Source organism: Prosthecobacter sp. GW821-HT29F12 (genome assembly GCF_058803405.1).
The window spans coordinates 7,451,490-7,473,191 of record NZ_CM179517.1 but is presented as its reverse complement, the minus strand read 5'-3'; the positions used below and the strand labels follow the sequence as shown (position 1 = coordinate 7,473,191).

22 protein-coding genes are annotated in these 21,702 nt (G+C 58.9%); 11 read left to right on the top strand and 11 right to left on the bottom strand.

The window, feature by feature from the left end:
* Positions 1-26: 26 nt before the first annotated feature.
* The 5 genes from AC3RLQ_RS30720 (at position 27) to AC3RLQ_RS30700 (ending at position 6,196) form a co-directional block, all read left to right on the top strand.
* A complete protein-coding gene (locus AC3RLQ_RS30720; RefSeq protein WP_493032828.1) occupies positions 27-731 on the top strand; it encodes a FadR/GntR family transcriptional regulator in 705 nt (234 codons plus the stop codon).
* A complete protein-coding gene (locus AC3RLQ_RS30715; protein ID WP_493032826.1) occupies positions 728-4,078 on the top strand; it encodes a DUF1553 domain-containing protein in 3,351 nt (1,116 codons plus the stop codon). The genes AC3RLQ_RS30720 and AC3RLQ_RS30715 overlap by 4 nt, the downstream gene beginning before the upstream one ends.
* A gap of 7 nt (positions 4,079-4,085) precedes the next feature.
* Positions 4,086-5,537: a DUF1501 domain-containing protein gene (locus AC3RLQ_RS30710; protein WP_493032823.1), complete on the top strand. Its 1,452-nt coding sequence runs from the start codon at positions 4,086-4,088 to the stop codon at positions 5,535-5,537.
* A gap of 98 nt (positions 5,538-5,635) precedes the next feature.
* Positions 5,636-5,887: a 30S ribosomal protein S16 gene (rpsP, locus tag AC3RLQ_RS30705; protein ID WP_493032821.1), complete on the top strand. Its 252-nt coding sequence runs from the start codon at positions 5,636-5,638 to the stop codon at positions 5,885-5,887.
* 6 nt (positions 5,888-5,893) lie between these two features.
* Positions 5,894-6,196 (top strand): KH domain-containing protein, encoded by a 303-nt coding sequence (locus tag AC3RLQ_RS30700; protein WP_493032819.1) that lies wholly within the window; start codon positions 5,894-5,896, stop codon positions 6,194-6,196.
* Positions 6,197-6,201: 5 nt separating this feature from the next.
* Here AC3RLQ_RS30700 and AC3RLQ_RS30695 read toward each other — a convergent pair whose 3' ends face one another.
* Positions 6,202-6,579, bottom strand: coding sequence for a fluoride efflux transporter FluC (locus AC3RLQ_RS30695; RefSeq protein WP_493032817.1), 378 nt, complete (start codon positions 6,577-6,579; stop codon positions 6,202-6,204).
* Between the two features lie 19 nt (positions 6,580-6,598).
* Positions 6,599-7,891, bottom strand: a complete 1,293-nt coding sequence (locus tag AC3RLQ_RS30690; RefSeq protein ID WP_493032815.1) for an AI-2E family transporter — start codon at positions 7,889-7,891, stop codon at positions 6,599-6,601.
* 101 nt (positions 7,892-7,992) lie between these two features.
* On the opposite strand from AC3RLQ_RS30690, the gene AC3RLQ_RS30685 reads away from it, so the two are divergent.
* The 5 genes from AC3RLQ_RS30685 to AC3RLQ_RS30665 all read left to right on the top strand — a co-directional run bounded on the left by AC3RLQ_RS30685 (position 7,993) and on the right by AC3RLQ_RS30665 (position 13,716).
* Positions 7,993-8,448 carry a pyridoxamine 5'-phosphate oxidase family protein gene (locus tag AC3RLQ_RS30685; RefSeq protein WP_493032813.1) on the top strand — a complete coding sequence of 152 codons (456 nt, stop codon included), beginning with the start codon at positions 7,993-7,995 and terminating at the stop codon, positions 8,446-8,448.
* Between the two features lie 327 nt (positions 8,449-8,775).
* Positions 8,776-10,239 (top strand): PhoH family protein, encoded by a 1,464-nt coding sequence (locus AC3RLQ_RS30680; protein WP_493032811.1) that lies wholly within the window; start codon positions 8,776-8,778, stop codon positions 10,237-10,239.
* A gap of 151 nt (positions 10,240-10,390) precedes the next feature.
* Complete coding sequence (locus tag AC3RLQ_RS30675; protein WP_493032809.1) at positions 10,391-10,684, top strand: hypothetical protein; 294 nt, start codon at positions 10,391-10,393, stop codon at positions 10,682-10,684.
* 225 nt (positions 10,685-10,909) lie between these two features.
* A complete protein-coding gene (locus AC3RLQ_RS30670) occupies positions 10,910-11,215 on the top strand; it encodes an EF-hand domain-containing protein (RefSeq protein WP_493032807.1) in 306 nt (101 codons plus the stop codon).
* A gap of 149 nt (positions 11,216-11,364) precedes the next feature.
* Positions 11,365-13,716, top strand: coding sequence for a PSD1 and planctomycete cytochrome C domain-containing protein (locus AC3RLQ_RS30665; protein ID WP_493032805.1), 2,352 nt, complete (start codon positions 11,365-11,367; stop codon positions 13,714-13,716).
* A gap of 12 nt (positions 13,717-13,728) precedes the next feature.
* Here the strand turns inward: AC3RLQ_RS30665 and AC3RLQ_RS30660 are convergent, their stop codons facing one another.
* On the bottom strand, positions 13,729-15,204 hold the full coding sequence (locus AC3RLQ_RS30660; protein WP_493032803.1) for a hypothetical protein: 1,476 nt from the start codon (positions 15,202-15,204) through the stop codon (positions 13,729-13,731).
* A 308-nt stretch (positions 15,205-15,512) separates the two neighbouring features.
* On the opposite strand from AC3RLQ_RS30660, the gene AC3RLQ_RS30655 reads away from it, so the two are divergent.
* Complete coding sequence (locus tag AC3RLQ_RS30655; RefSeq protein WP_493032801.1) at positions 15,513-16,133, top strand: OmpA family protein; 621 nt, start codon at positions 15,513-15,515, stop codon at positions 16,131-16,133.
* Positions 16,134-16,146: 13 nt separating this feature from the next.
* On the opposite strand, the gene AC3RLQ_RS30650 is transcribed toward AC3RLQ_RS30655, so the two are convergent.
* The 8 genes from AC3RLQ_RS30650 to AC3RLQ_RS30615 form a co-directional block, all read right to left on the bottom strand.
* Positions 16,147-16,608, bottom strand: a complete 462-nt coding sequence (locus tag AC3RLQ_RS30650) for a DUF5069 domain-containing protein (RefSeq protein WP_493032799.1) — start codon at positions 16,606-16,608, stop codon at positions 16,147-16,149.
* A 73-nt stretch (positions 16,609-16,681) separates the two neighbouring features.
* A complete protein-coding gene (locus tag AC3RLQ_RS30645) occupies positions 16,682-17,323 on the bottom strand; it encodes a hypothetical protein (protein WP_493032797.1) in 642 nt (213 codons plus the stop codon).
* A 2-nt stretch (positions 17,324-17,325) separates the two neighbouring features.
* On the bottom strand, positions 17,326-17,907 hold the full coding sequence (locus tag AC3RLQ_RS30640) for a hypothetical protein (protein ID WP_461526432.1): 582 nt from the start codon (positions 17,905-17,907) through the stop codon (positions 17,326-17,328).
* The gene (locus AC3RLQ_RS30635; protein ID WP_493032795.1) at positions 17,904-19,121 is read right to left on the bottom strand and encodes a hypothetical protein; all 1,218 of its coding nucleotides are present in this window, start codon (positions 19,119-19,121) and stop codon (positions 17,904-17,906) included. The genes AC3RLQ_RS30640 and AC3RLQ_RS30635 overlap by 4 nt, the downstream gene beginning before the upstream one ends.
* A complete protein-coding gene (locus AC3RLQ_RS30630) occupies positions 19,105-20,136 on the bottom strand; it encodes a type II secretion system minor pseudopilin (protein ID WP_493032793.1) in 1,032 nt (343 codons plus the stop codon). The genes AC3RLQ_RS30635 and AC3RLQ_RS30630 overlap by 17 nt, the downstream gene beginning before the upstream one ends.
* Positions 20,133-20,801: a type II secretion system protein gene (locus tag AC3RLQ_RS30625; RefSeq protein WP_493032791.1), complete on the bottom strand. Its 669-nt coding sequence runs from the start codon at positions 20,799-20,801 to the stop codon at positions 20,133-20,135. The genes AC3RLQ_RS30630 and AC3RLQ_RS30625 overlap by 4 nt, the downstream gene beginning before the upstream one ends.
* Positions 20,773-21,186 carry a PulJ/GspJ family protein gene (locus tag AC3RLQ_RS30620; protein ID WP_493032789.1) on the bottom strand — a complete coding sequence of 138 codons (414 nt, stop codon included), beginning with the start codon at positions 21,184-21,186 and terminating at the stop codon, positions 20,773-20,775. The genes AC3RLQ_RS30625 and AC3RLQ_RS30620 overlap by 29 nt, the downstream gene beginning before the upstream one ends.
* A complete protein-coding gene (locus AC3RLQ_RS30615) occupies positions 21,183-21,683 on the bottom strand; it encodes a pilus assembly FimT family protein (protein WP_493032787.1) in 501 nt (166 codons plus the stop codon). Before AC3RLQ_RS30615 ends, AC3RLQ_RS30620 begins: the two co-directional genes overlap by 4 nt.
* Positions 21,684-21,702: the final 19 nt, after the last annotated feature.

The following is a 21,702-nucleotide window of genomic DNA, read 5'->3' as shown; positions in this document are numbered from 1 at the left end:
AAGCCAGTGGTAAGACCTCTAACCACATGGCTTTTTCATCCATCAAACCCCAGCGCAGCCTTGTTGAAGAGGTGTGTGCACGCATTGCATCTGAGATTCGGGACGAAGGAGGCGGGGGGAATGGGTGGCTGCCGCCGGAGAGGGATCTGGCGCTGAAGCTGGGCGTGAGCCGTCCCGTGGTGCGTGAGGCAACAAAGCGGCTGGAGTTGCAAGGATTGCTGGAAGTGAAGCATGGGGTGGGCACGAAGGTGGTGGACAAGCTGCACAAGCCGCTGAACGGCTCGCTGGCGCTGCTGATTCCGGACGATAAGGAGCGGCTGCGGCAGCTCATCCAGGTGCGCTTCATGCTGGAGCCGGAGAATGCGCGACTGGCCGCTGAGAACGCCACACCGGCGCAGCTTCGTCGGTTGCGAGCTGCATTGCAGGAACTGGCGGAGACGCAGGATTTTGAGACTGCGGTGGAGGCTGATATGGCGTTCCATCGGGAGCTGGCGGCGGCGTCGGGGAATCAGATTGCGAACCTGCTGCTGCATTCGCTCTCCGAATTGATTCAGACGAGTCTCCAGCATGGTTACAGCCGCACCTCGACTGACAATGCCGTGCGGCAGCATGCTGCGGTGCTCAACGCCATCGAGAAACGCGACCCCGCCGCCGCTGCGAAGGCGATGCGCGAACATTTGATCACCGCCGAGGCCGATCTGGCCCTGCCTAAAGCCAAGAAAGCAGCATGAAATCACTTCCTTATTTTTCCTTCGTCCTTGCGAGCAGCAGTGTCCTCGCCGTCGAGCCTGATGCAGCGAAGCTGTTTCATGAGCAGGTGGCACCGATCCTGGTGAAGAACTGCGTGGAATGCCACAATGACGTGACGACCAAAGGTGGCCTGAACATGAGCACGCTGGCGGATGTGCTCAAAGGCGGTGACGACGGTCCTGCCTTGGTTCCGGGCAAAGCTGCGGAGTCAGCGCTCTACACAATGATCGTGCCGGAAGCTGCGGGCGAGAAGGCGGAGATGCCGAAGAAGAAGCCTGCTCTTTCCACTGCCGAAACCGACCTCATCAAGCGTTGGATCGACATGGGCGCGGCGTGGCCTCAGGAGATCGTGCTCAAGGAGAAGCCGAAGGGCGATATCACGCACTGGTCCCTGCTGCCTCTGAAGTCATCGAAGCTTGCATCCATCGACGAATTCATTGGTGAAAAGCTGAAGGAGAAAAACCTCACGCTGAATGCGCCAGCAGATGCCCGCACGTTCATCCGTCGTGCCAGCTTTGATCTGACCGGGCTGCCGCCGACACCCGAAGAAGCGGCGGCTTTTGAAAAGGAATTCAGCCGGGATCAAACAGCGGCAGTCAAAGGATTGATCGACCGTCTGCTGGCTTCACCACGTTATGGGGAGCGCTGGGCGCGGCACTGGCTGGATGTGGTGCGCTTTGCGGAAAGCCATGGCTTTGAGATGAACCGCGTGAGGCCGAATGCGTGGCCGTATCGTGATTACGTCATTCGTGCGTTCAACGAGGACAAGCCGTATGACCAGTTTGTGCGTGAGCAGATCGCCGGGGATCAACTGGGCACCGATGAAGGCACAGGATTTCTTGTGGCGGGTTCCTGGGATCAGGTGAAGGGGCAGGACCCGGTGCTGCGGGCGAATCAACGGGCGGATGAGATGCATGACCTCGTCAGCACCACGGGCAGCACTTTTCTTGGGCTCACGATTGGCTGCGCACGCTGCCATGATCACAAGTTTGATCCCATTTTGCAGACCGATTATTATCGAGTGCGGGCCATCTTTGAGGGTGTGCAGCATGCGGAGCGTGAACTGCGTCCGGCAGATGCTGATCAACGGCTGAAGCAGGCAGAAGGCGTGCGGGCTGAGATTGCGAAGGTGGATGCGGCACTCGCACGTTTCCAACCACGCGCCCAACTGACGCGGCGTGTGCTGGTGGATGATGATCTGCCGCCGCCAACGAAGCCAGATGCGATCGGCTGCGTGCAGATCGAACAGCCCACGAATGGCAAGCCCATCGAATATTCTGCGGGCACAGAACTGGGCCAGGCAGCAGATCCGGGGGATGCGACACGACTGCCCAATCTCGGCGAGAGCTACCGCTATTGGAAGGCCGAGAAGGATGCCGCTGCGAAGGATTTCTTCTCATGGAATCCGCGTGTCTCAGGCAAACAACGCATCTGGCTTTCATGGGCGGCGTGGACGACGCATGCAAAGGATGCGCGCTACATCCTCGATCTGGACGGTGATGCGAACACGAAGGGCGACCAGCAAGAAATCGCCAGCGTGGATCAAAGCAAGTTTGCCGACGGCAGCGGTGCGATCCCAGAACAGAAGCGCTGGAGTGGTTTCAAGTATGCGGGGACGTATGCGGTGACGCCGGATTCCATCCTCATCCTGCGCAGCGGCAAACTCGGCGGGCCGACCGTGGCTGATGCGGTGCTGTTTGAAGAGGCGGACGGCACTCAGCCATCATCACAACCGCATCTGCGCGCGCCGGTGACACATCTGGCGAACCGAGAAAGCTTTGATGCGGTGAAGGCGAAGTTTGTGCGCTTCACGATTCATGCGACGACCGGCGGGCAGCCGTGCATTGATGAGCTGGAAGTGTTTTCCTCCGGGAAGCAGCCACGCAACGTGGCTCTGGCGAAGAACGGCGCGAAGGTGACGGCTTCGGATGTATTCAGTGATGGCACGAATCCGATTCATCAAATCGCGCACGCGAATGATGGTCTGTATGGCAACGCAAAGAGCTGGATTTCGAAGAATGCGGGCAAGGGCTGGTTGCAGATCGAACTGCCACGTGAGGAAAGCATCAGCAGCGTGGTGTGGAGCCGGGATCGGGGAGAGAAGAAGGGCAAGGTCTATGAAGATCGTCTTTCCACGGATTATGTGATTGAGAGTTCGCTGGATGGGAAAACATGGCAGGCGGTGGCGTCTTCCGCCGACCGGCTGGGCGTGGAGTATCGGGACCGCATTCGCGACATTCCAACCTTGAGCGGAGTCTCTTCTGACAATGCGGCCACGGTGAAGAAACACAGCGAGCAGCGTGCCGCGCTGCAGCGCAGACTGAAGGAACTGACGAGCTTCCCCATGGCCTACCTGGGCAAGTTTGAGCAGCCGGGACCGACCTACCGGCTGCAACGCGGCGACCCGATGACGCCGCAGGAGGAAATTGCACCGGGGGCGCTGGCGCAGATCGGCGCGAAACTGGACCTTCCCAAAGACACACCGGAAGCGGAGCGGCGCATGGCCTTGGCGAAATGGCTGACCGATCCACAGAATCCGCTGACGGCGCGAGTGATGGTGAACCGAATCTGGCACTATCATTTTGGCACGGGCATCGTGGATACGCCGAGCGATCTTGGATTTAATGGTGGCAAGCCGTCACATCCTGAACTGCTGGACTGGCTGGCAGCGCAGTTTATGCAGCACGGCTGGAGCATGAAGGAGATGCATCGGTTGATTATGAACTCAGCGGCCTACCGGCAGTCGAGCACGGCCAATGATGCGGGAATGCTGGCAGATTCGGGCGCGCGGCTTCTGTGGCGTTTTCCCACGCGGCGACTCGAAGCGGAGCCGCTGCGCGATACAATCCTAGCCGTGAGCGGCGTGCTGGATCTGACGATGGGAGGACCGGGCTTCGATTTGTTCGTGCCGAATGACAACTACGTGAAGGTCTATCAATCGAAGCAGGAGTTTGGGCCCGACACGTTCCGGCGCATGGTTTACCAGAGCAAGCCACGGGTGCAGCTTGATGACACGTTTGGTGCGTTCGACGTGCCGGATGCGGGGCAGATCGCCCCGCGCCGCACCTCAAGCACGACGCCTTTGCAGGCGCTGAATTTCTTGAACAGCACGTTTGCCATGCAGCAGAGCGAGCTGCTGGCCGCGCGACTTGAAAAGGAGGCGGGCAAGGACGCTGCGGCACAGGTGAAGCGGGCGTTTCAACTGGCCTACCAGCGTGATCCGAATGCGGACGAGCTGGCTGCCTCCACACAACTCATTTCACAGCATGGGCTGGCGATGTTCTGCCGCGCCCTGTTCAACACGAGCGAGTTCATGACCCTGTATTGATCCTGTTATGCAAAACCATCTTTTATCCCGTCGGAACTTTCTCAATCAAGGCGTCAGCGGGCTGGGCAGCATCGCTTTGACTTCGCTGCTGGCGCAGAAGGGCCTGCTGGCGAACGACCCCATTCGTCCGCGCATTGATCCGGCGCATCCCTATGCGCCGCGACCGCCGCATTTCGAGCCGCGTGCGAAGAACGTGCTCGTGATTTTCTGCTCGGGCGCGATGAGCCATGTGGATACGTTTGATTACAAGCCGGAGCTGGTGAAGCGGCACGGCATGCCGCTGCCGGGCGCGGCAGATTTGATCACCTTCCAGGGGGCGCAGGGAAATCTCGTCAAACCCATCTGGGAGTTCAAACCACGCGGACAGAGCGGCAAGATGATCAGCGACCTGCTGCCAAACATCGCGGGGCTGGCGGATGACATGTGCTTCATTCATTCGATGACGGCGAAATCGAACACGCACGGCCCGGCGGAAAACCAGATGAGCACGGGGTACATTCTGGATGGCTTCCCCGGCATGGGCTCCTGGGTGACGTATGCGCTCGGCTCCGAGTGCGATGACATGCCGGCCTTTGTGGCGATCCCTGATCCGCGTGGCGTGCCGCAGATCGGTCCGCGTCATTGGAACTCGGCATTCCTCCCGGCGGCTTTCCAAGGCACGGCATTCAATGCGAGCAAGCCGATCCCCAATCTGATCCGCCCTGCGAGTGTGAGCGAGGCGGCAGACCGCGACACGCGTGCGTTTGTGAATTTGCTCAATCAGCGGCAGGCGCAGGAGCATCCGGCGGACAGCGACCTGGCGGCGCGGATTTCGTCCTACGAACTGGCGGCACGGATGCAGATCGCGGCTTCAGAAGTCGGCAATATGTCGAATGAGAGCAAGGCCACGCTGGATCTTTATGGCGTGAACGACAGCAATGAGACAAAGGCCGGCTTCGCCAAGAACTGCCTGCTGGCGCGGCGCCTGATCGAGCGCGGGGTGCGGTTTGTGCAGCTTTTCAACGGCTCCTACGCCATGGGCGAGGGCGTGGGCAACTGGGACGGGCACAAGACCATCGAGCAACAGTACTCGGTGCATGGGCCGATCCTCGACCAGCCGGTGGCCGGGCTGCTGAAGGATTTGAAAGCCCGGGGGCTGCTGCAGGACACGCTGGTGGCCTTTGTGACGGAGTTTGGGCGCATGCCCACTTTTCAGAAGGGGGCCAATGGCCGGGACCACAACCCCAAGGGCTTTACGGTCTGGCTGGCGGGCGCCGGGGTTAAAAAGGGCTTCAGCTACGGTGCGACCGACGAATTTGGCTACAAAGCCGCCGAGCGGGTGAGCACCATTTACGACCTGCATGCCACGATTTTGCACCTGCTGGGCATCGACCACGAGCGCCTGAGCTACTATAATAACGGCATCGAACGGAGGCTGACGGACGTCCATGGGCATGTGCTCAAAGACGTGCTGGCATGAGCCTCCCTGAGAATGAGGGGGAAAAAACGTTTGATTTCCTTCTCAAAGTCTCCACCATGCGCCTCCCCAAAACCTGACCCCATTCCCGTACACGTACCATGGCAGTTGTTCTCCGTCTCCGTCAAGAAGGCCAAAAAGGCCGTCCAGTCTTCCGTATTGTTGCGGCTGACCAACGCTTCCCAAAAGAAGGCCGTTTCCTCGAAATCCTTGGTACCTACGATCCTCAAAAGGGCGTCAAAGGTGCTGTCGTGAAGCTTGATCGCGTCAATGCCTGGATCTCCCAAGGAGCCAAGCCCTCTGACACCGTCAAGAGCCTCATCAAGCACGCCGCTTCCGCAGTCCCAGCATAAGCTGCCATGGACGCGCCGGAAGCCCTCCGCGAGTTCCTTTCGTATGTGGTGGCGAATTTAATCGACCACCCGCAGCAGGCGACCATTGCCATCGGCACTAATATCAACGGTGCCGTGGCCTACCGTGTGCAGCTGGCACCGGAAGATGTGCGTCATGTCATTGGCAAGAATGGCATGACGATCAGCGCGATCCGCTCCTTGCTCAATACAGCGGCCGCCAAGCACGGGATCAAAATTTCCCTCAAAGTAGGATCCGCACGTGAAGAGGATGCGGAAGCAGCCCTCGAGATGCCTCAGTCTGAAGCCTGAGCTTATCAGGCCAGCTTGCTGCCCGCCCACCAGCCGACGGCTGCGGCGGTGATGCCCAGCAGAATGCTGCCAATGGCATTGATAAGCGCGAGCCAGGAATGCTGGTTCAGCATCAGCAGCCACGAGTCGTTCGCGAGCGTGGAAAAGGTCGTATAGCCACCGAGTACGCCTGTGGCGGCGAACAGCCATGGACCGCTGCCTTTTTCCTTCATGGCAGGCAGGGCGAAGAGGAAGCCCAGGATGAAACTGCCGAGGATATTGGCCGCGAGCACGCCCCAGGGAAAGACGGCCTTGGGCAGCAGACGCGCCATGCCGATGACGGTGCCATACCTCAGCACCGAACCGAGGCCGCCACCGAGAAAGATCAGCAGGATGTTCTTCATAAGAGATTGCTGATTGTGATCATGCCGTCACCGCCTGCTCACGTCTGGAGCCGCCGATCGTCTGCGGAGCGATGCGCGCCCGCCACACGTAGCGCTGGAAGAGCACCTTGACCGAGGCGGTGAGAGGCACCGCCAGGATGGCACCGAGCAGACCGCCCAGCAGCAGGCCCCAAACAAACACGGAAACGATTACCGTCATGGGGTGCAGCCCAACGGCTTCGCCGACGATGCGCGGGGTGATGAACAGGGCATCCACCTGCTGCACCAGGGCGAAGACCCCGGTCACCGCCAGCGGCATGACCCACCAAGGGTCCGCAGAAATCCACGCACTCCCTCCCTGCACGGAGGCAATGATCACCGCCGGTATCCAGCACAAGACGATGCCCAGATAAGGGATGATCCCCGCCAGGCAAAGCGCCAGACCGATGAGCAGGCCAAAATCCAGCCCCACGATCATCAGCCCGATGCCCGTGGCGATGCCATTGATCACACTGACAAAAAGCTGGCCACGGAAGAAGGCGACGAGGTAGCTGTTGATCTCGTTCAGGCAGCTCACCAGCTCGTCTTTGAAGGCCGAGGCCCTTAGTGGCAGGTAATCTGACCACCGCTCCTGAATATTGGCGCTCTCGATCAGGAAATAGTAGAGGTACAAGGGCACAATGATGAAAGAGAGCAGAAAGCCAAAGACGCCGAGGAAACCACCCACACTGGTTCGGAGGAAGGTCCAGACGATGCCGGGGACTTTGGGCAGCGTGGTCTTCACCCAGTCACCACGTAACAAGGCCTGAAAATCGGCGTCAGGTGCTTCATTGCCCTCTTTTACTGCCGGGATTGCCCCCTGCCCCGCTGGTGCTGCTTCAGACGAAGGCGAAGGAGCAGCGGTCGACTCTATCCGGGGCAACAGTTTGATGTCGTAGTCCTTTTCGATCTTCGCTGAAAACTCGATCACCGCCTTTTGCGCCTTGGCATAATAGACGGGCACGCGGTCTGCCAGATGGTGGGCGGGATCGTCCAACTTCACCACGATCCACCAGCCCAGACCGCCCATGGCCAGCGTGAACATCGCAAAGGCCAGCAGCACAGAGCGCTGGCGGTTTAGGCCGCGCCGCTCCAGCCACTCCACGCCGGGCTCCAGCAGGTAGGCGAGCACGCCTGCCACAGCGAAAGGTACGAGAATGGGCTGCAGAAAAGCCATCACCTGCGTCGCGAGATAGATCAGCCCGATGGACAGCGCACCGATGACGGTGATCGACACGGCGGTGATGGCTGTCCATAACGCATTGCGCTGAAAGACGGTGGGAAAGTTTTTCATCGGGGAGAATGGTGCGCAGACTAGCTGGGCACTGCCGTTTGGGTACTCCAAAAATAGCCGCAAATTGGACAGCTTAATCTCACTGCGTATCGTCACCCATCATGTCCCGCCCTCAGCCCCAGCCTGTAGATCCCGCCGAACTGCCGCAACTCGCGCAGGCCACCATGCTTGCCGCGAAGTTTCCCATGCTGGCCACGGTGGATGGAGATCAGCCACGGGTGCGACCTGTTTCACCCGTGCGCACGGACGGCTTCACGGTCTATGTCGCCAATTTGCGCCGCTATGGCAAGACGCACGAGCTGGCGAGCAATCCGAAGGCTGAATTGTGTTACAAGGATGATCAGGACAATCAGGTGCGAATCACCGCTGCGGCCGAGATCGTCACTGAACGACCTCTTTTGGAGGAAATCTGGGCTGCCAATCCTTTGCTGCGTGCCTATCTCGGCAGCATCGACAATCCCGAACTGATCATTTACCGCTTTGTTCCAAACCAGGTGCGCTACATGAGGGAATGGGCTTTGGAATATTTTGAAGTGCCCTTTTCGGCACATTCATAAAGTTGATACACACGTTGGCCTGAGCTGTGCGTTCATGGGGTGGTAGAAACGTGCCACCAACTGTGAATAACTTCGTCTTTGTGAATAAGTTCTTGCCAGCCACTGCACGTTCTGACACTCTTCAGCAATTACCGTGATTCATTCAAAAAATCACATTTCGGGATCGGTACGTTTGGCTCTCCCCCGCGCCAACGAAAAGCTGTCCCCGCCTTTTTCAACGCAGGCAACCACTACACCCACTAAAACACCATGGACCGTGACGACCACCCAGCATCGGTAATCTCTTCTGTCATTTCCACCCGCGCTTCTGACCCTGGTCCTGTTTCTGTGAATTCTGCCTCCTCCTCCCGCCGCCGCCGCGCCAGCACCCCGACCGCCACCAAGACTTTCGTTCTCGACACCAACGTCCTGCTGCACGATCCCGCCTGCATTCACCGCTTTGCCGAGCATCACATCTGCATTCCGGTCGATGTCCTGAGTGAACTGGACCGCTTCAAAAACGAGATGACTGAACGCGGCTCCAACGCCCGCGAGGTGCATCGGGCGCTGATGAAAATTTTCTCCAACAAGGGAGCGTCCGTCACCACAGGAGTGCCGACCGATGGCGGCGGCAGCATCCGCGTGGCTGTCTATGATCCTGCTGAGGCGCGCAAGCACGCCAGCGTGCAGGGATTTGAGCGTATTTTCCACGATCTGGACAAAGCCGACCACCGCATCCTGGCCTGCACGCTCTGGCTGAGTGAGCAGGTTTCACCGCCGGTCATTCTCGTCAGCAAGGACCTGAACATGCAGCTCAAGGCACGCGCGGTGGGCATTGAGTGCGAAGATTACCTCCATGACAAAGTGGAGCCGCGTGAGGTCGCGAACTTTGACATCGCCCGTGTGGAAGTCAGCCAGCATGAGCTGCAGCGCTTTGCGAGCAGCGGCTGTCTTTCCGTGCCAGAGACTCGTACCGTGGGGATGGTGGTGAACGACTACGCTCTGCTCACCGCCGGAGACAAAGCCACCATGCCTGCGAAGCTGAGCACCAATGGTGAATTCGTCCGCCTGCACCACACGCCGGAGTCGATCAAGGTCGGTCAGGGCCGTGCCATCAAACCGATGAATCTGGGGCAGGCCTGCTTCCTGGATGCGCTGCTTGATCCTGAGATCAGCCTCGTCACCTGCTACGGCCAAGCAGGTACCGGTAAGACATTGCTCGCCGTCGCGGCAGCCTTGCAGCAGGTGTTTAACCGCACCTACCACGGTGTCACTGTGAGCCGTCCCATCGTTGCCATGGGTCAGACCGTTGGTTTCCTGCCCGGATCCTTGCAGGAAAAAATGCGCCCATGGCTGCAGCCCGTCTATGACGCGCTGGACCTCCTGATGCGGCCCATGGAGGGCACACAGCAGGGCCCGGCCCGCAAAAAGAACCGCTTCATGCCCGAGCCGCAGCAGCAGATGGCCACACCAGCCGCGCCGTATGACCCGCTGATTCAGCAGGGCGTCATCGAAGTGGAGGCGCTCTGCTACATCCGTGGTCGCAGCATTCCAGACCGCTTCTTCATCCTGGATGAAGCGCAGCAGCTTACGCCGCTGGAGGCCAAGACGATCGTCACGCGCATGTCACGTGGCTCGAAGCTCGTGCTCGTCGGTGATCCGGCACAGATCGACAATCCTTATGTGGACAGCCGCAGCAATGGCCTGGTGTACACGCGCCAGCGCATGCGCGGGCAGACGTTTGCGGCTCACGTTCCTCTGGTCAAAGGTGAACGCAGTGCGCTGGCGGAAGCAGCGGCACGTTTGCTGTGAACTGCATTCGTTGTGGAAATTTGCAGCCGAAAAATTCCTCTGTGAATTTTTGAAATGGAATGAGGTCCTTTCCGTTTAACACGGCACGCACCGGACTGGGGACGCCCCCAGCACCCAGCGCTTTTCCATCAACAAACCAACATTGATCCACATGAAAGCTGTTACCTCATTCCTCGCCATTTTGGCGCTGTCCGCCGTCACCTCCTTTGCCGCTGAGGGTGACGCTCCCAAGAAACCCGAAGGAGACAAGGGCAAGCCCAAGATGACCCCGGAAGAAATGTTCACCAAGAAGGATGCTGACAAAGACGGCAAGGTCTCCAAGGAAGAGTTCCTCAAGGGCTCCAAGGATGCTGCCAAATCCGAGGCCACATTCACCAAAAAGGACAAGGACAAAGACGGCTTCCTTTCCAAGGAAGAATTCACCGCAGCTCCCAAGAAGAAGTAAGACGACTGAGTCGCCTGACTTTTGACTCTCACAAGTCACCACGCCGCACCCGCCCCGCGCGAGTGCGGCGTTTTTATGCCTGCATCAGGGAGGTCCCCGATGCGGTTCATAAAAAAGAACCATCTTTTATCGAAACGAAATGGGCGGCTTCTCGTTTAACCCGGCACGCACGGGACTGGTCCCCAGCATCCTGAGCTCCAAATCAACAACCCAATACAGATCCATATGAAAGTTATTACCTCGTTCCTCGCCATCCTGGCTCTCTCCGCAGTGACCACCTTTGCCGCTGAGGGTGATGCCCCCAAGAAGCCCGAAGGCGACAAGGGCAAGCCCAAGATGAATCCCGAGGAAATGCTCAAGAGACTCGACACCGACAAAGACGGCAAAGTTTCCAAGGCAGAATTCCTGGCTTCTCCAAATGCCAAGAAGGACGAAGCCAAGGCCACCGAGCGCTTCGGCAAGATGGACAAGAACAGCGACGGCTCCCTCACGCTGGAAGAATTGACCCCGAAGAAAAAGAAGGACGCCTGAGCCGTCTGACTCTTTGACTCCCCACAGTCATCAAGGCCGCACCCGCCCCGCGCGAGTGCGGCTTTTTTGTGGATGCGTTTGCCAGAACGCGGAAGAAGCCCCCTGCCCTTCAACGTACCTTCTGTCCGTCCTGCTTTTCCTTTTTTCGAATGCTCCGCTGCACCTTCATCACATTCCTGCTCTGCACTGCCGCCAGCCATGCGGCGGTGGACTACACCACGCAGATCAAACCGCTGCTGCAACAGCACTGCGTGAAATGCCACGGTGCGACCACGCAGAAATCCCAGCTCAAGCTCGACACCGCCATGGGTGCGCGCTCTGGCGGCAAGCATGGCGCCGCACTGCCAGATCTCCTCGTGCAGGTCGTCTCTGGGACTCACGCAGAAATCCCGCAAATGCCCTACAAACGCGGGCCGCTGGATTCTGCACAGATCGCGCTCATCAGGCAGTGGGTTGCTGAAGGCGCACATGCACCCGCTGAGGAAGCTCCGAGCGATGACCGGCACTGGGCCTTCATCGCGCCAGTGAAAGCTCCGCTGCCGCAGAGTGGCAGCATGCATCCCGTTGATGCCTTCATTCGCGCAAGTCTTAGCAAGGCAGGGCTGGAGCCCTCGCCTCCTGCCGCACCTGCCACACTCATCCGCCGTCTCCATCTGGACCTCACCGGCTTGCCGCCGACGCCTGCTGAAGTGGCTGTTTTTCTCAAACAGCCGGCGTCAAACAGTGAGGAACTGGTAACAAGACTGCTCGCCTCCAAACACTACGGCGAACGCTGGGGCCGCTGGTGGCTTGATCAGGCGCGCTACGGCGACAGCAATGGCTACAGCATCGACGCCCCGCGCAGCATGTGGCCGTATCGCGATTACGTCGTCAATGCCTTGAACCAGGACAAGCCCTTCGACCAGTTCACACTGGAACAACTCGCGGGCGACATGCTGCCCAAGCCTTCGCGCGAGCAGCTCATCGCGACGGGTTTCCATCGCAACACGCAGATCAATCAGGAGGGCGGCATCGATAAAGAGCAGTTCCGCATCGAGAGCATTTTTGATCGCGTGGCCACCACCGGCACGGTCTGGCTGGGACTGACCATCGGCTGCGCGCAGTGCCATGATCACAAGTTTGATCCGATCAGCCAGCGCGAGTACTATCAGCTCTTCGCTTTTCTCAACAACCAGGACGAGCCCACTTTGCCCGTGCCTGATCCGGGGCAGGATCTCGACAAGCTGAAAGCCGAGCACACGCAGGTGCTCAAGCAGATCGATGCGCACATCAAGGCGAGAATCGCCGTGCTGCAGGAGTGGGAAAAGACCTTGGGTGACCAATCGAAAAAGCTGGTTGATGCCGAAGCTCTCAAGTCCCTGGCCAAGCCCGCCGCGAAACGTGGTGCTGCTGATCAGCGCATTCTTTTCAAAGCCATGACCGGCACGTCTGACAGCGTCTTCAATCCGCTCTATGACCGGCACCTCGAACTCGACAACATCTTCAAAAACGGTACCACCACCCTGGTGATGAAGGAGCTGCCGCAGCCGCGCAAGACGACGCTCTTCATCAAAGGGGATTTCACCCGGCCATCTGATGAAGTTCTGCCCGGTGTCCTGGCCGTGCTGCCGCCGCTGCCAGAAGGGACCAAGGCTAACCGCCTCGCCCTCGCGCGATGGCTCATTGATCCGAAGAACCCGCTCACCGCACGCGTCATCGTAAACCGCGTCTGGCAGCAGTACTTTGGACGAGGCCTCGTCTCGACGGAAAATGATTTCGGCACCATGGGCCGTCCTCCCACGCACCCGGAACTTCTCGACTGGCTCGCCGTGGATTTCATGGAGCACGGCTGGAGCCTGAAGCACCTGCACAAGCTCATCGTCACCAGCGCGACGTATCAACAGGCTTCCACGATTCGGCCTGCATCAGCCCGCATTGATCCCAACAATGACCTGCTCTGGCGGCAGAACCGCCTGCGGCTGGATGCGGAAGTCGTGCGTGATGTGTGCCTTGCCGCCAGCGGCCTGCTCTCGCCCAAGATGGGTGGAGCGCCTGTTTATCCACCGATTCCTGAGGGCGTCATGTCATTGGGGCAGGTTAAACGCGGCTGGCCGCTCAGCAAAGGCAGCGATCGCTACCGGCGTGGTATTTACACCTTCATCTTCCGCGCCACACCGCCGCCTGCCCTCAGTGTCTTTGATGCTCCCGACGGCTTCAGCACCTGCACACGCCGCATCCGCAGCAACACCCCGCTGCAGGCCCTCACCCTGCTCAATGACAGCGCCTATGTGGAGTTCGCGCAGGCTTTGGCCGCACGCCTGATCAAGGAAGCCAAAACGGACGATGCCCGCATCTCCCACGCCTGCCAGCTCTGCCTCTCCCGCCCGCCGCTCGACAACGAACGTAAGGCTCTCACGCACCTGCTTGCCGCCGAACGTCAGGCGAACGCCACTGAGACTCAAGCCTGGCAGGCGGTGGCCCGTGTGATGCTGAATCTGGACGAGACCATCACACGGGAGTGAATATCACTCCGGTTACTGGCGGTTGGGCTCCTTCAATGCCAGGAGCAGCCACTGGGGGGCGTTGGCGGGAAGTTTGATCTTGCGATTCTGCTTCAAGAATTCGGACAGATGAAGCCGACCGGTCATCGTGCCCTTTTCATCATGCATATAGACATAAGGACGACCGCCAATCACGGCCCCGACAAGAAGGTTCTTCGGACCCGCTATGTTGAGATCTTCTTTGTCTGGTGTTTGGAATTGAGCGATCAACGGGACCGCCTCCGCAGGGTCCCAGGAATTGACCCTCAGCGTCTTGATGTTCGAACCACCGGTGAAGAGTTTGGCGATTTTGCCGGAAGCATCAAATGAGGCCTCATAGGTGGTTTTCACATTCCCATTCGGCAGTGTTTGGACAGACTTCATGAGCTTTCCGAAGGCGGGTCCCGGCGTGCTCACATACTGGTATGTCATGGTGCTTCCATCCAGCTTGGCATGCACCGCCACCATTTTTTGAGTGTAGTACTTGTAGCTCTCTTTCTGGCCCCGGGCATTCTCCCGTTCCAGCGAAGGAAATGCTTCTTTGCCGTCCTTGCTGGGAGTGACCGTGTAGGTGAAGTCTCCGTCTTGCCGCAGCCAGCCTGTCGCTGGATCCCACTGGAAGGTGCGTGACGTTTGAGGCTTTGGGCCGTCCTTTTCCTTCACGGTCAACTTCATCATTTTGCTCTGCGCGTCCCGCTCCAAGGAACTTTCCATGTTGTAACCAGCCTTGTTGGTCAAACCAATGATCGAGGTGGCCGTGCTGATAACGGACGAGCCACTGGCAGCGGCGGCCACCTGCGGCTTTGTCCCGATCTTGAAGGAGATTGAAGCGTCCTTGTTGTAGTCAATCCGGGAAACGATGCCGGTTTTCGGATCGTAGGTGACCGAGAGCAACCGGCCAAACTGCTTTGATTCAATGGCCGTGGCCTTGGCTTCCGTATAACTCCAGCGAAGCACGTCGCCTTTGTGGGTCAGCGCGGCAAGCAAACGGCCATCCGAATAGTCATAGGTCCAACCTGCGTCATCCGTAACTTCGAAATGATCCGCCTTGATTCTGCCCTTCCACTGCCGGTCCTTCGTGGCGTACTGACTGCTGTCTTTGGCGTCCTTGTACAGGGTTTCACTGTTGCCACTCAATGTGTAAAGCCTGACGCTGGTCTCGCTTAATTTTTTGACCCGGCTTTCAAGCAGCGGAAACCACCAGCCTTCGCCGCCGATTCCCTGCCCGACAAAACGCTGCTCGCTGCAAAACTGGAGACGCACCGGAAGCTGGGCCGATTCTTCTGGGCCACCGAGCTTCATGTCATCGTCAAAATCAAACCAGATGCTCAGATTTCCCCACCTGTCCGCCCAGCCCAGAGCATTCTTGATCTGCTGAACGTTCTGCGAAAACGCGGCAGTGGCCACCACGAGATTGGCAATCAAGAGCAGCAAGCAGGACCGGAAGTGGTGAGGGAGATTGAAATTCATGGTTCTCGCAGGGGACATAAAATCGAGTGGCTTGATGCAATGTTTCTCTAATCTTTTAAAGCGGCACAACCCCCGAATTATTGGGCTGTTTTTATTCACCTTGCCATGAAATACACCTGAAGAGCGAACCACTTTTTGCGCTTCAGGTAAAAAATGCCGCCCTCAATCTCTCCTTATCAGGCAGGCGGCAAACCACACTGCTGAAAGCGTCAAGAAGATCCGCCAAGGTAAGGCTCACTGAAGAATGCCGAGTCTTTGCACCCACCTGATGGCTCCCTGCCGTCCGATAATAGAGATGAGCAATCCTTATGAAAACCCTCATCCCACCCCAAACAATGTCACTCGGCCTCCTGGCCTTGTGCTTCTTTTCACTGACTGCCAACGCCGAGAAGCCTTCAACGCCGCAGGCTTCTCTGGAACGCCAGCGACTCGATCTTCAGGAGAAAAAACTCACGCTCCAAAAGCAAATCTTCGATCTGGATCAGCAGCAGCTGGCTTTGGAACGCAAAATTCTGGAGGTAGCCTCCGCGCGAAGAGCACTGCAGGTGGAGGAAACCGCCACCTCCCTCACCATGAAGCTGGAAGGAGACGTGCTCTTTGATTTTGACAAAGCCGCCGTGCGTCCGGACGCAGAAGTGCTGCTGGAAAAAGTCGCCACGGTCCTCGGTGAATTTCCCGAAGGCAAAGTCACGGTCGAAGGTCACACCGACTCGAAAGGCAGCGACAAGGTCAATCTCGACATGTCACAGCGTCGAGCCGATGCCGTGAAAACATGGCTGGTGAAAAAGAAAGGCATCCCCGAAAAAATGATCACCACCCAAGGCTATGGCAAGACCAAGCCCGCTGCCCCAAATAACAACCCTGACGGCAGCGACAACCCGGAAGGCCGCCAGCAAAACCGCCGTGTGCAGATCACGGTGGAGAAGTGAGCTCCATGTTTGATCAAATGCTTTCCCAAGCGCGCTCGCCCACCGGATCGCGACCTTCATCATACTCAATGTGGTCGATCAGGGTCTCGATGGGCTTGCCGCTGAGGCCGCTGTCCTGAATGCGCTGCGGGAGCACGGCGGAGCGTTCGTCACGCCAGCCGAGTTTGGCGATGAAACGGTTCCACATGTGGCACTCTTCATCTGTGCGGACGATGCCGCGGGCATGCACCCAGTTCAGGATTTCCTCGTCGGTGCCGCCTTCGAGAACGCGTGTCTGGAGCACTGCATACGGGACTCCGAGAAAACGGCAGCAACGGCCATCGAGAGTGTAAAACTGCGTGTCACCCAGCTGTGCCGTATAATCGGCCGGAAGTTTGGCTGCAGCGTGCAGACGGATCTTGTCGAGCATGCGACCAAAATAGATGAGGCGGCCAACCTTGGCGTAGCAACTGCGAAGACCTGGAACGTGGGGCATGAGGGCACTCTTCTCCATCAGACTGCTGTTTGGCAAGCCATGATGGCGGATCTCCTATGTCCTTTTGTCTTCCTCAAGGCGGCGGCAGCGGCACATCATTGATCCGTGGCGCAGCAGGTCTGGGCGCACCACCGGGGACCGGAGTGGATGGCGGAGGAAGAATCGGATTGGGCGGCAGTCCTGTTTGAACAGGCGGGGTGTTCATGGTTCGACGCTGCTGCATGCCCATGCCTTGATTCGGTGCTGCAGACTGCTGCGTGGGAATGGCACTCCTGACCTCGACGGGTGGTGCGGCGGAGAGATCGGCGAAGCTGATCCAGCCGGCCTGATCTCCCTTTTGTAATTGAATGCGGGTCTTGTCCACGCTCTCGCCAGGTTTGACCGCGCGGATCTTGATGCCCATTTCGTTTTCTGAACCAATGCGCGCCTCCATGACCTGCGAGGTGGTGCGATCCACCAGCACAGCGACGACACCGCCGTCGATCTCATAGATGCCGGAGAGGCTAAGGTTGTCGGCGAAGTTCGGCCCCGTGGGTGCATCGGGTGAAGGCAGATCCTTGGTGGTGAAGATGGAGCGCTCCCACAAAGGGGCGAAGTGCTGCAGCTTTGGAAACGGCACGGGGGTGGCGTCTTTCTTCTGTGGCTCCTGGGCATATGCATGAGGGGCAAACATCGCCAGCCCCAGCAGAGAGAATGATAATGTGGAAAGTTTCATGGCTAGTTTGCTTTGCTGACCTTGGGTGCCGATTTCTCACGGTAAAACTGCGTGAACTCGACCTCGGCGTTGATGGTCTTGTTCGTTCCGCTGGGATTGATCTGCATGCGGGTGATGCCGAGGAAGCTCTGCGGCTGCTGCAGTGCATGGAGCCAGCCAAAGAAGGCCTGCTCCTGAATGCCTGCGAGGGTGATCTTTACGGTGGCCTTGTCAAAATAGCCGAGGTTTTCCTCCAGCGGCAGACCGTCGGGCCCCAGCACGCGGGCGGCTTCGATGAACTCCTTGCCGCCGATGCTGATGCCCTTTTTTTCCGCCTCGGCAGTGATGACTTCCAGCAGCTTGGCTGAAGCCTCCTGGCGGCTGGTGAAGTTCGGGCAATGCTCCTCAAGCCAGCCGTACTTGTCCGCCCAATCAGCGCCCTGCGAGATGGCGAGATTCATATCGGCGAGACGGTCGCGTAAAGTGTCGTTCTCCTCGCGAATGGCCGAGTAGTTGTTGAAGGCGTACATGAGCCCACCACCGCCGATGATGGCGAGGAACAGGAAGGCGAAGACGCCGAGCAGCACTTTCTCACTCTTCTTCATTCGCCCGGTCCTCCCTTCATCTCAAAGCTGGCGCTGCCGTCGCTGGCAAAGGCTGGCGGCGGCCCGTTTAATGCGAAAGGAGCCAGAGCTTCGATCGACTTGAGTTCCTGGGTGTACTTGAACGCCAGAGTAGCGTCCGGCATGCGCCCACGCAGACTCATACGCTCAGGGGTCCATTCCCAATGCGTGATGGAAACTTCCTTGGATGATTCAGGCTCCATGAGGTGCAGCAGAACCTGCTGCGGCCAGGTGGTGGGATCCACGGCAGGCGCAACTTCCTGCCACGCTTTTTTGTGATCCATGACCCGCGAGGCACGCGGCGTGAGAACGGCAACCTTTTCACGCAGCAGGTTGCGCTCCTGCAAGGCCAGCGATGTCAGCGTGGCGACGAGGGCAATGGCCGCGGCGATCACTGTTCCAGCCGCCAGCGCCATGAAGCGTGTCTTTGCGCGGCGCGTCTGGCTTTGACGCTCGGCAGTGACATCCTGCGGCATGAGCAGGCTGGAGCCGCGCTCAGGCATGGTGGGTGCCGGCATGTCGCAGCGGTAGGCAGCCAAACCAGTGACGCGCTGGATCTGCGTGATGTCGCCCTCGTCAATCCACAGCACGATGCTTTCCAGCCTGCCAAGCACGCCCTGAAAACCGAGCTGCAGGCAGATGTTGTTCAGCTCTGCGAGTGCGTTGCCATCCAGCTTGTTCGCGGAGAGCGGGGTGCAATAGATCAACTGCGATCCGCTGGTGATGGCGACGACGAGGCGACCGAGCTCACGGAAAATCGTGAGGCTGTTTTGCACCATCGGGTAGCACAGCGCGTGCAGAGTGACTTCATCAGGCAGCCGTGCGGTGTCGGTAAGCGGCGATGGCAGATCCTTGAGTGCAAGGATGCGAGTGAGATACGCGCCTTCCTTTCCCTGCATGTTGCGCACCTGCACCGTGGCCTCATCATCCTCGGCTTTGATGCCCATGCGTTCGAGATGCAGCAACGCCATGCTGCGCAGGTGCTCGGGCTGGCCCTTGAGCCAGGCGGGCAGCGCCCAGAAATGAACGGCGGGAAGTGCGAGAACACGGCGCTGGGCGTCTTTGCCAAATCTTGCGCCCTCGGCGCTTTGCTCGGCGTGCAGCAGGCATGAGGCGCCCTCCGCACCCATCCAGCTTTGCCAGACTTGTGCGCCGGGGAGCAGCAGCTCGCAGGGAGGTTTACGTGTTTTTGCCATGGGCGGGGATTTCACCACGCCAGACGGCCTTGCCGTCCTGCGTGATGAGGATGAGTTTGCGTTGCAGAGGTCCGAGGGAACCGACGCTTTCGATGCGGCGAATGGGACCGGCGAATTGAATCCATTGGGTGAGCTGCTGAAGGATCTGCGGTTGATAGACGCCCAGCAACTGCGCCACCTGCGGCACGCTGCTGAGCCGCACATCATCCTGCGTGTGCAGCGCGCCATCGCGTCCGGCACGCAGCGTGAGCAGCGGCTGAATGCGCTCCAGCGGCAGATCGGCCAGCAGCGCGATGAGCTCAGGACGGGCGTCATTTATATCTACGCGGCCATCACCAAAGACGGTGAACCACTCGCGCCAGTCGGGGCGTTCGGCGTTGACGATGTCCATGCCGCGCACGAGCAGCATCTCCTCGACCTCCTTGAACGGGCGATTGAACGGCATGCCTTCAAAACCCATCTTTTCGTAGTCGCGTTTTTCGGCGCCATTGAGACTGACATTCTGATCAGCATCGACCCAATCCTTCAACGCATCGCACAAAGCGGAGACAAACTGCTCCTTGAAGCCCCAACTGGTGAACAACCGGCGCAGCAGCACCTTGTCACCTGTCTGGATAAGATGGTTGGCGTTCAGCCGCGCCTCCTCGGCCACGAGCTTGACGTTGTAGCCACCGCCATCGTCTGCATTGAAGTGCAGCAGAGGATCGTCCTCCCGCATGACGGGATGACGCGCCACCTCAAGGCCCATTTCCGCATAACGTTTGGCAAAAATGCGGCCCCGCATCATACGCGTGTACTGGGAGTCAGCCTGCAGAGACTTGGCACCTGCAAACATGACCATGCCGAGAATCGCGATCATCCAGAACACCACGATGAGTGCGGAGCCGCGCTGCAAGGACGCACGACGGAGTGTGAACGACGAAGGAATGACAAAGCCTGAACGACGAGCGTGGACTTCCTGACAGGCATTGCCGCCCATCATTCCTTCTTCGGTCGTTGGAGGTTCATTCGTCATTGCGGTGGTGGTGCCTGTGGCACGCTGACCTGAGCGAGGTCGTTGGCGATCCAAAAGGTGTACTCGTGCTCACGCGGGTCGGCGGTGAAGGCAAACTTGAGCTTCATGAAGAGCGGCGGCTGCGGGCGCTTCTTCGGATCCCAGCTGGTGTACCATTTCTTTTCCTCCTGCTCATAGAACTGCCACTGCATCTGCTTGAGTCCGTCGAGGATCGGCAGTTCTGCGATGAGATTGTATTCTCCCGGCGTGCGGGCCTTGGGGTTGAGTTTGAAGTGACGCACCACGAGGCTCAGGTCTTTGGTCTCCCGGTTGCGCACGACGCCAAACTCGACGGCATCGGCGAGCTTCAAATGACGCTCCCAAGCGAAGGGCATGTGACCTCCGGCGATGAACATATTGCCCGAGGCCCCGCGAGCGACTTTTTCCAGCCCGGCGCTGAGCTGGATGCCCGGGTCCATGGTTTCCAGATAGTCGCGCCACTGGGTGACGAAGTTGCTGATGCGGGTCTCAGCCACGCGAGCGGTGCTCATGGATTTGCCCAACTGCATGGCACCATTGGCCACGCCATAGACGGCGCTCAGGATGAAACCGATGAGCGCCATGGCCATGATGACTTCGAGCAGCGTGAACGCGGCCTTAGATCGGACTGTGGGGCGAATACACATAGGTTTCCATGCTGCGTTTCATGCGCCGCGTGCGCCCGTCATTGATCCATGCTTCGGCGCGGATGCGAAACATGTGGTCGAGTTTGACCTTGTCTTTGTTGATGAGTTCAACCTTCTCGATCGTGGCGCTGGCGTCGATGTGATCGGCGGTGGGATTGAAGGAGATGCTGGCGGCCTTGAACTCGGGCTGATGCGCGACCTCGGCGAGCACGGACTCCAGCACGCGCAGCACCTGCGCCTCCTGGCGCGCGGAGGTGGATGCCTTGGCAATCTCCTCAATCGCGCGCGTCATGCTGACGGCCACGAGCGAGAACAATGCGAGGGCGAGAATGATTTCGAACAAGGCGAAACCATGCGCAGATGAGGATGTGCGAGTGTGTTTCATCCTTTGACCTGAACGGATTTGCGTTTTGCACAGGCAGTGAGCGGATCGAAGCCGATCTCGATCTGTCCTGCCGGGCCGCTGATGCGCACTTCGATGGGCTCGCAGATACCGCTGGGACTGAACTCCCAGGCTTCGCCGCGTTTCGGCTTGCGGAAGGCGACTTCGCCATAGCGACGCACCTGCAGCATGCCGCTGAACTCATCGCTCGTGCCAAACGCACCGGCGGAAAGCTCCATGCGTACTGTCTGCTGGCTGTTGAGCGCCTGCAGCATGTTTTGCCGGGCGGTGGTTTCGATCATGGCCGCCGCACGCCGCAGTTTGTCTTCGGCGCGCACGCCGGAGATGCTGACAGTGGCGATGCCAATGATCAGCAGTGTGATCGACATCGCGACGATGATCTCCAGCAGGGTGAAGCCCGCTGCGCGGGAATGACGAATGCCACGCTGAGCTTTCAGCGCGGCAGGCGTCGAATTCGTGATGTTTCTGAAATTCGTCATTCCGGTTTATTCGTTCGTC

Coding starts and splice junctions, on each gene's coding strand:
- AC3RLQ_RS30720 (WP_493032828.1), top strand. CDS start 27: ATGGCTTTTTCATCCATCAAACCCCAGCGCAGCCTTGTTGAAGAGGTG.
- AC3RLQ_RS30715 (WP_493032826.1), top strand. CDS start 728: ATGAAATCACTTCCTTATTTTTCCTTCGTCCTTGCGAGCAGCAGTGTC.
- AC3RLQ_RS30710 (WP_493032823.1), top strand. CDS start 4,086: ATGCAAAACCATCTTTTATCCCGTCGGAACTTTCTCAATCAAGGCGTC.
- rpsP (WP_493032821.1), top strand. CDS start 5,636: ATGGCAGTTGTTCTCCGTCTCCGTCAAGAAGGCCAAAAAGGCCGTCCA.
- AC3RLQ_RS30700 (WP_493032819.1), top strand. CDS start 5,894: ATGGACGCGCCGGAAGCCCTCCGCGAGTTCCTTTCGTATGTGGTGGCG.
- AC3RLQ_RS30695 (WP_493032817.1), bottom strand. CDS start 6,579: ATGAAGAACATCCTGCTGATCTTTCTCGGTGGCGGCCTCGGTTCGGTG.
- AC3RLQ_RS30690 (WP_493032815.1), bottom strand. CDS start 7,891: ATGAAAAACTTTCCCACCGTCTTTCAGCGCAATGCGTTATGGACAGCC.
- AC3RLQ_RS30685 (WP_493032813.1), top strand. CDS start 7,993: ATGTCCCGCCCTCAGCCCCAGCCTGTAGATCCCGCCGAACTGCCGCAA.
- AC3RLQ_RS30675 (WP_493032809.1), top strand. CDS start 10,391: ATGAAAGCTGTTACCTCATTCCTCGCCATTTTGGCGCTGTCCGCCGTC.
- AC3RLQ_RS30670 (WP_493032807.1), top strand. CDS start 10,910: ATGAAAGTTATTACCTCGTTCCTCGCCATCCTGGCTCTCTCCGCAGTG.
- AC3RLQ_RS30665 (WP_493032805.1), top strand. CDS start 11,365: ATGCTCCGCTGCACCTTCATCACATTCCTGCTCTGCACTGCCGCCAGC.
- AC3RLQ_RS30660 (WP_493032803.1), bottom strand. CDS start 15,204: ATGAATTTCAATCTCCCTCACCACTTCCGGTCCTGCTTGCTGCTCTTG.
- AC3RLQ_RS30655 (WP_493032801.1), top strand. CDS start 15,513: ATGAAAACCCTCATCCCACCCCAAACAATGTCACTCGGCCTCCTGGCC.
- AC3RLQ_RS30650 (WP_493032799.1), bottom strand. CDS start 16,608: ATGCCCCACGTTCCAGGTCTTCGCAGTTGCTACGCCAAGGTTGGCCGC.
- AC3RLQ_RS30645 (WP_493032797.1), bottom strand. CDS start 17,323: ATGAAACTTTCCACATTATCATTCTCTCTGCTGGGGCTGGCGATGTTT.
- AC3RLQ_RS30640 (WP_461526432.1), bottom strand. CDS start 17,907: ATGAAGAAGAGTGAGAAAGTGCTGCTCGGCGTCTTCGCCTTCCTGTTC.
- AC3RLQ_RS30635 (WP_493032795.1), bottom strand. CDS start 19,121: ATGGCAAAAACACGTAAACCTCCCTGCGAGCTGCTGCTCCCCGGCGCA.
- AC3RLQ_RS30630 (WP_493032793.1), bottom strand. CDS start 20,136: ATGACGAATGAACCTCCAACGACCGAAGAAGGAATGATGGGCGGCAAT.
- AC3RLQ_RS30625 (WP_493032791.1), bottom strand. CDS start 20,801: ATGTGTATTCGCCCCACAGTCCGATCTAAGGCCGCGTTCACGCTGCTC.
- AC3RLQ_RS30620 (WP_493032789.1), bottom strand. CDS start 21,186: ATGAAACACACTCGCACATCCTCATCTGCGCATGGTTTCGCCTTGTTC.
- AC3RLQ_RS30615 (WP_493032787.1), bottom strand. CDS start 21,683: ATGACGAATTTCAGAAACATCACGAATTCGACGCCTGCCGCGCTGAAA.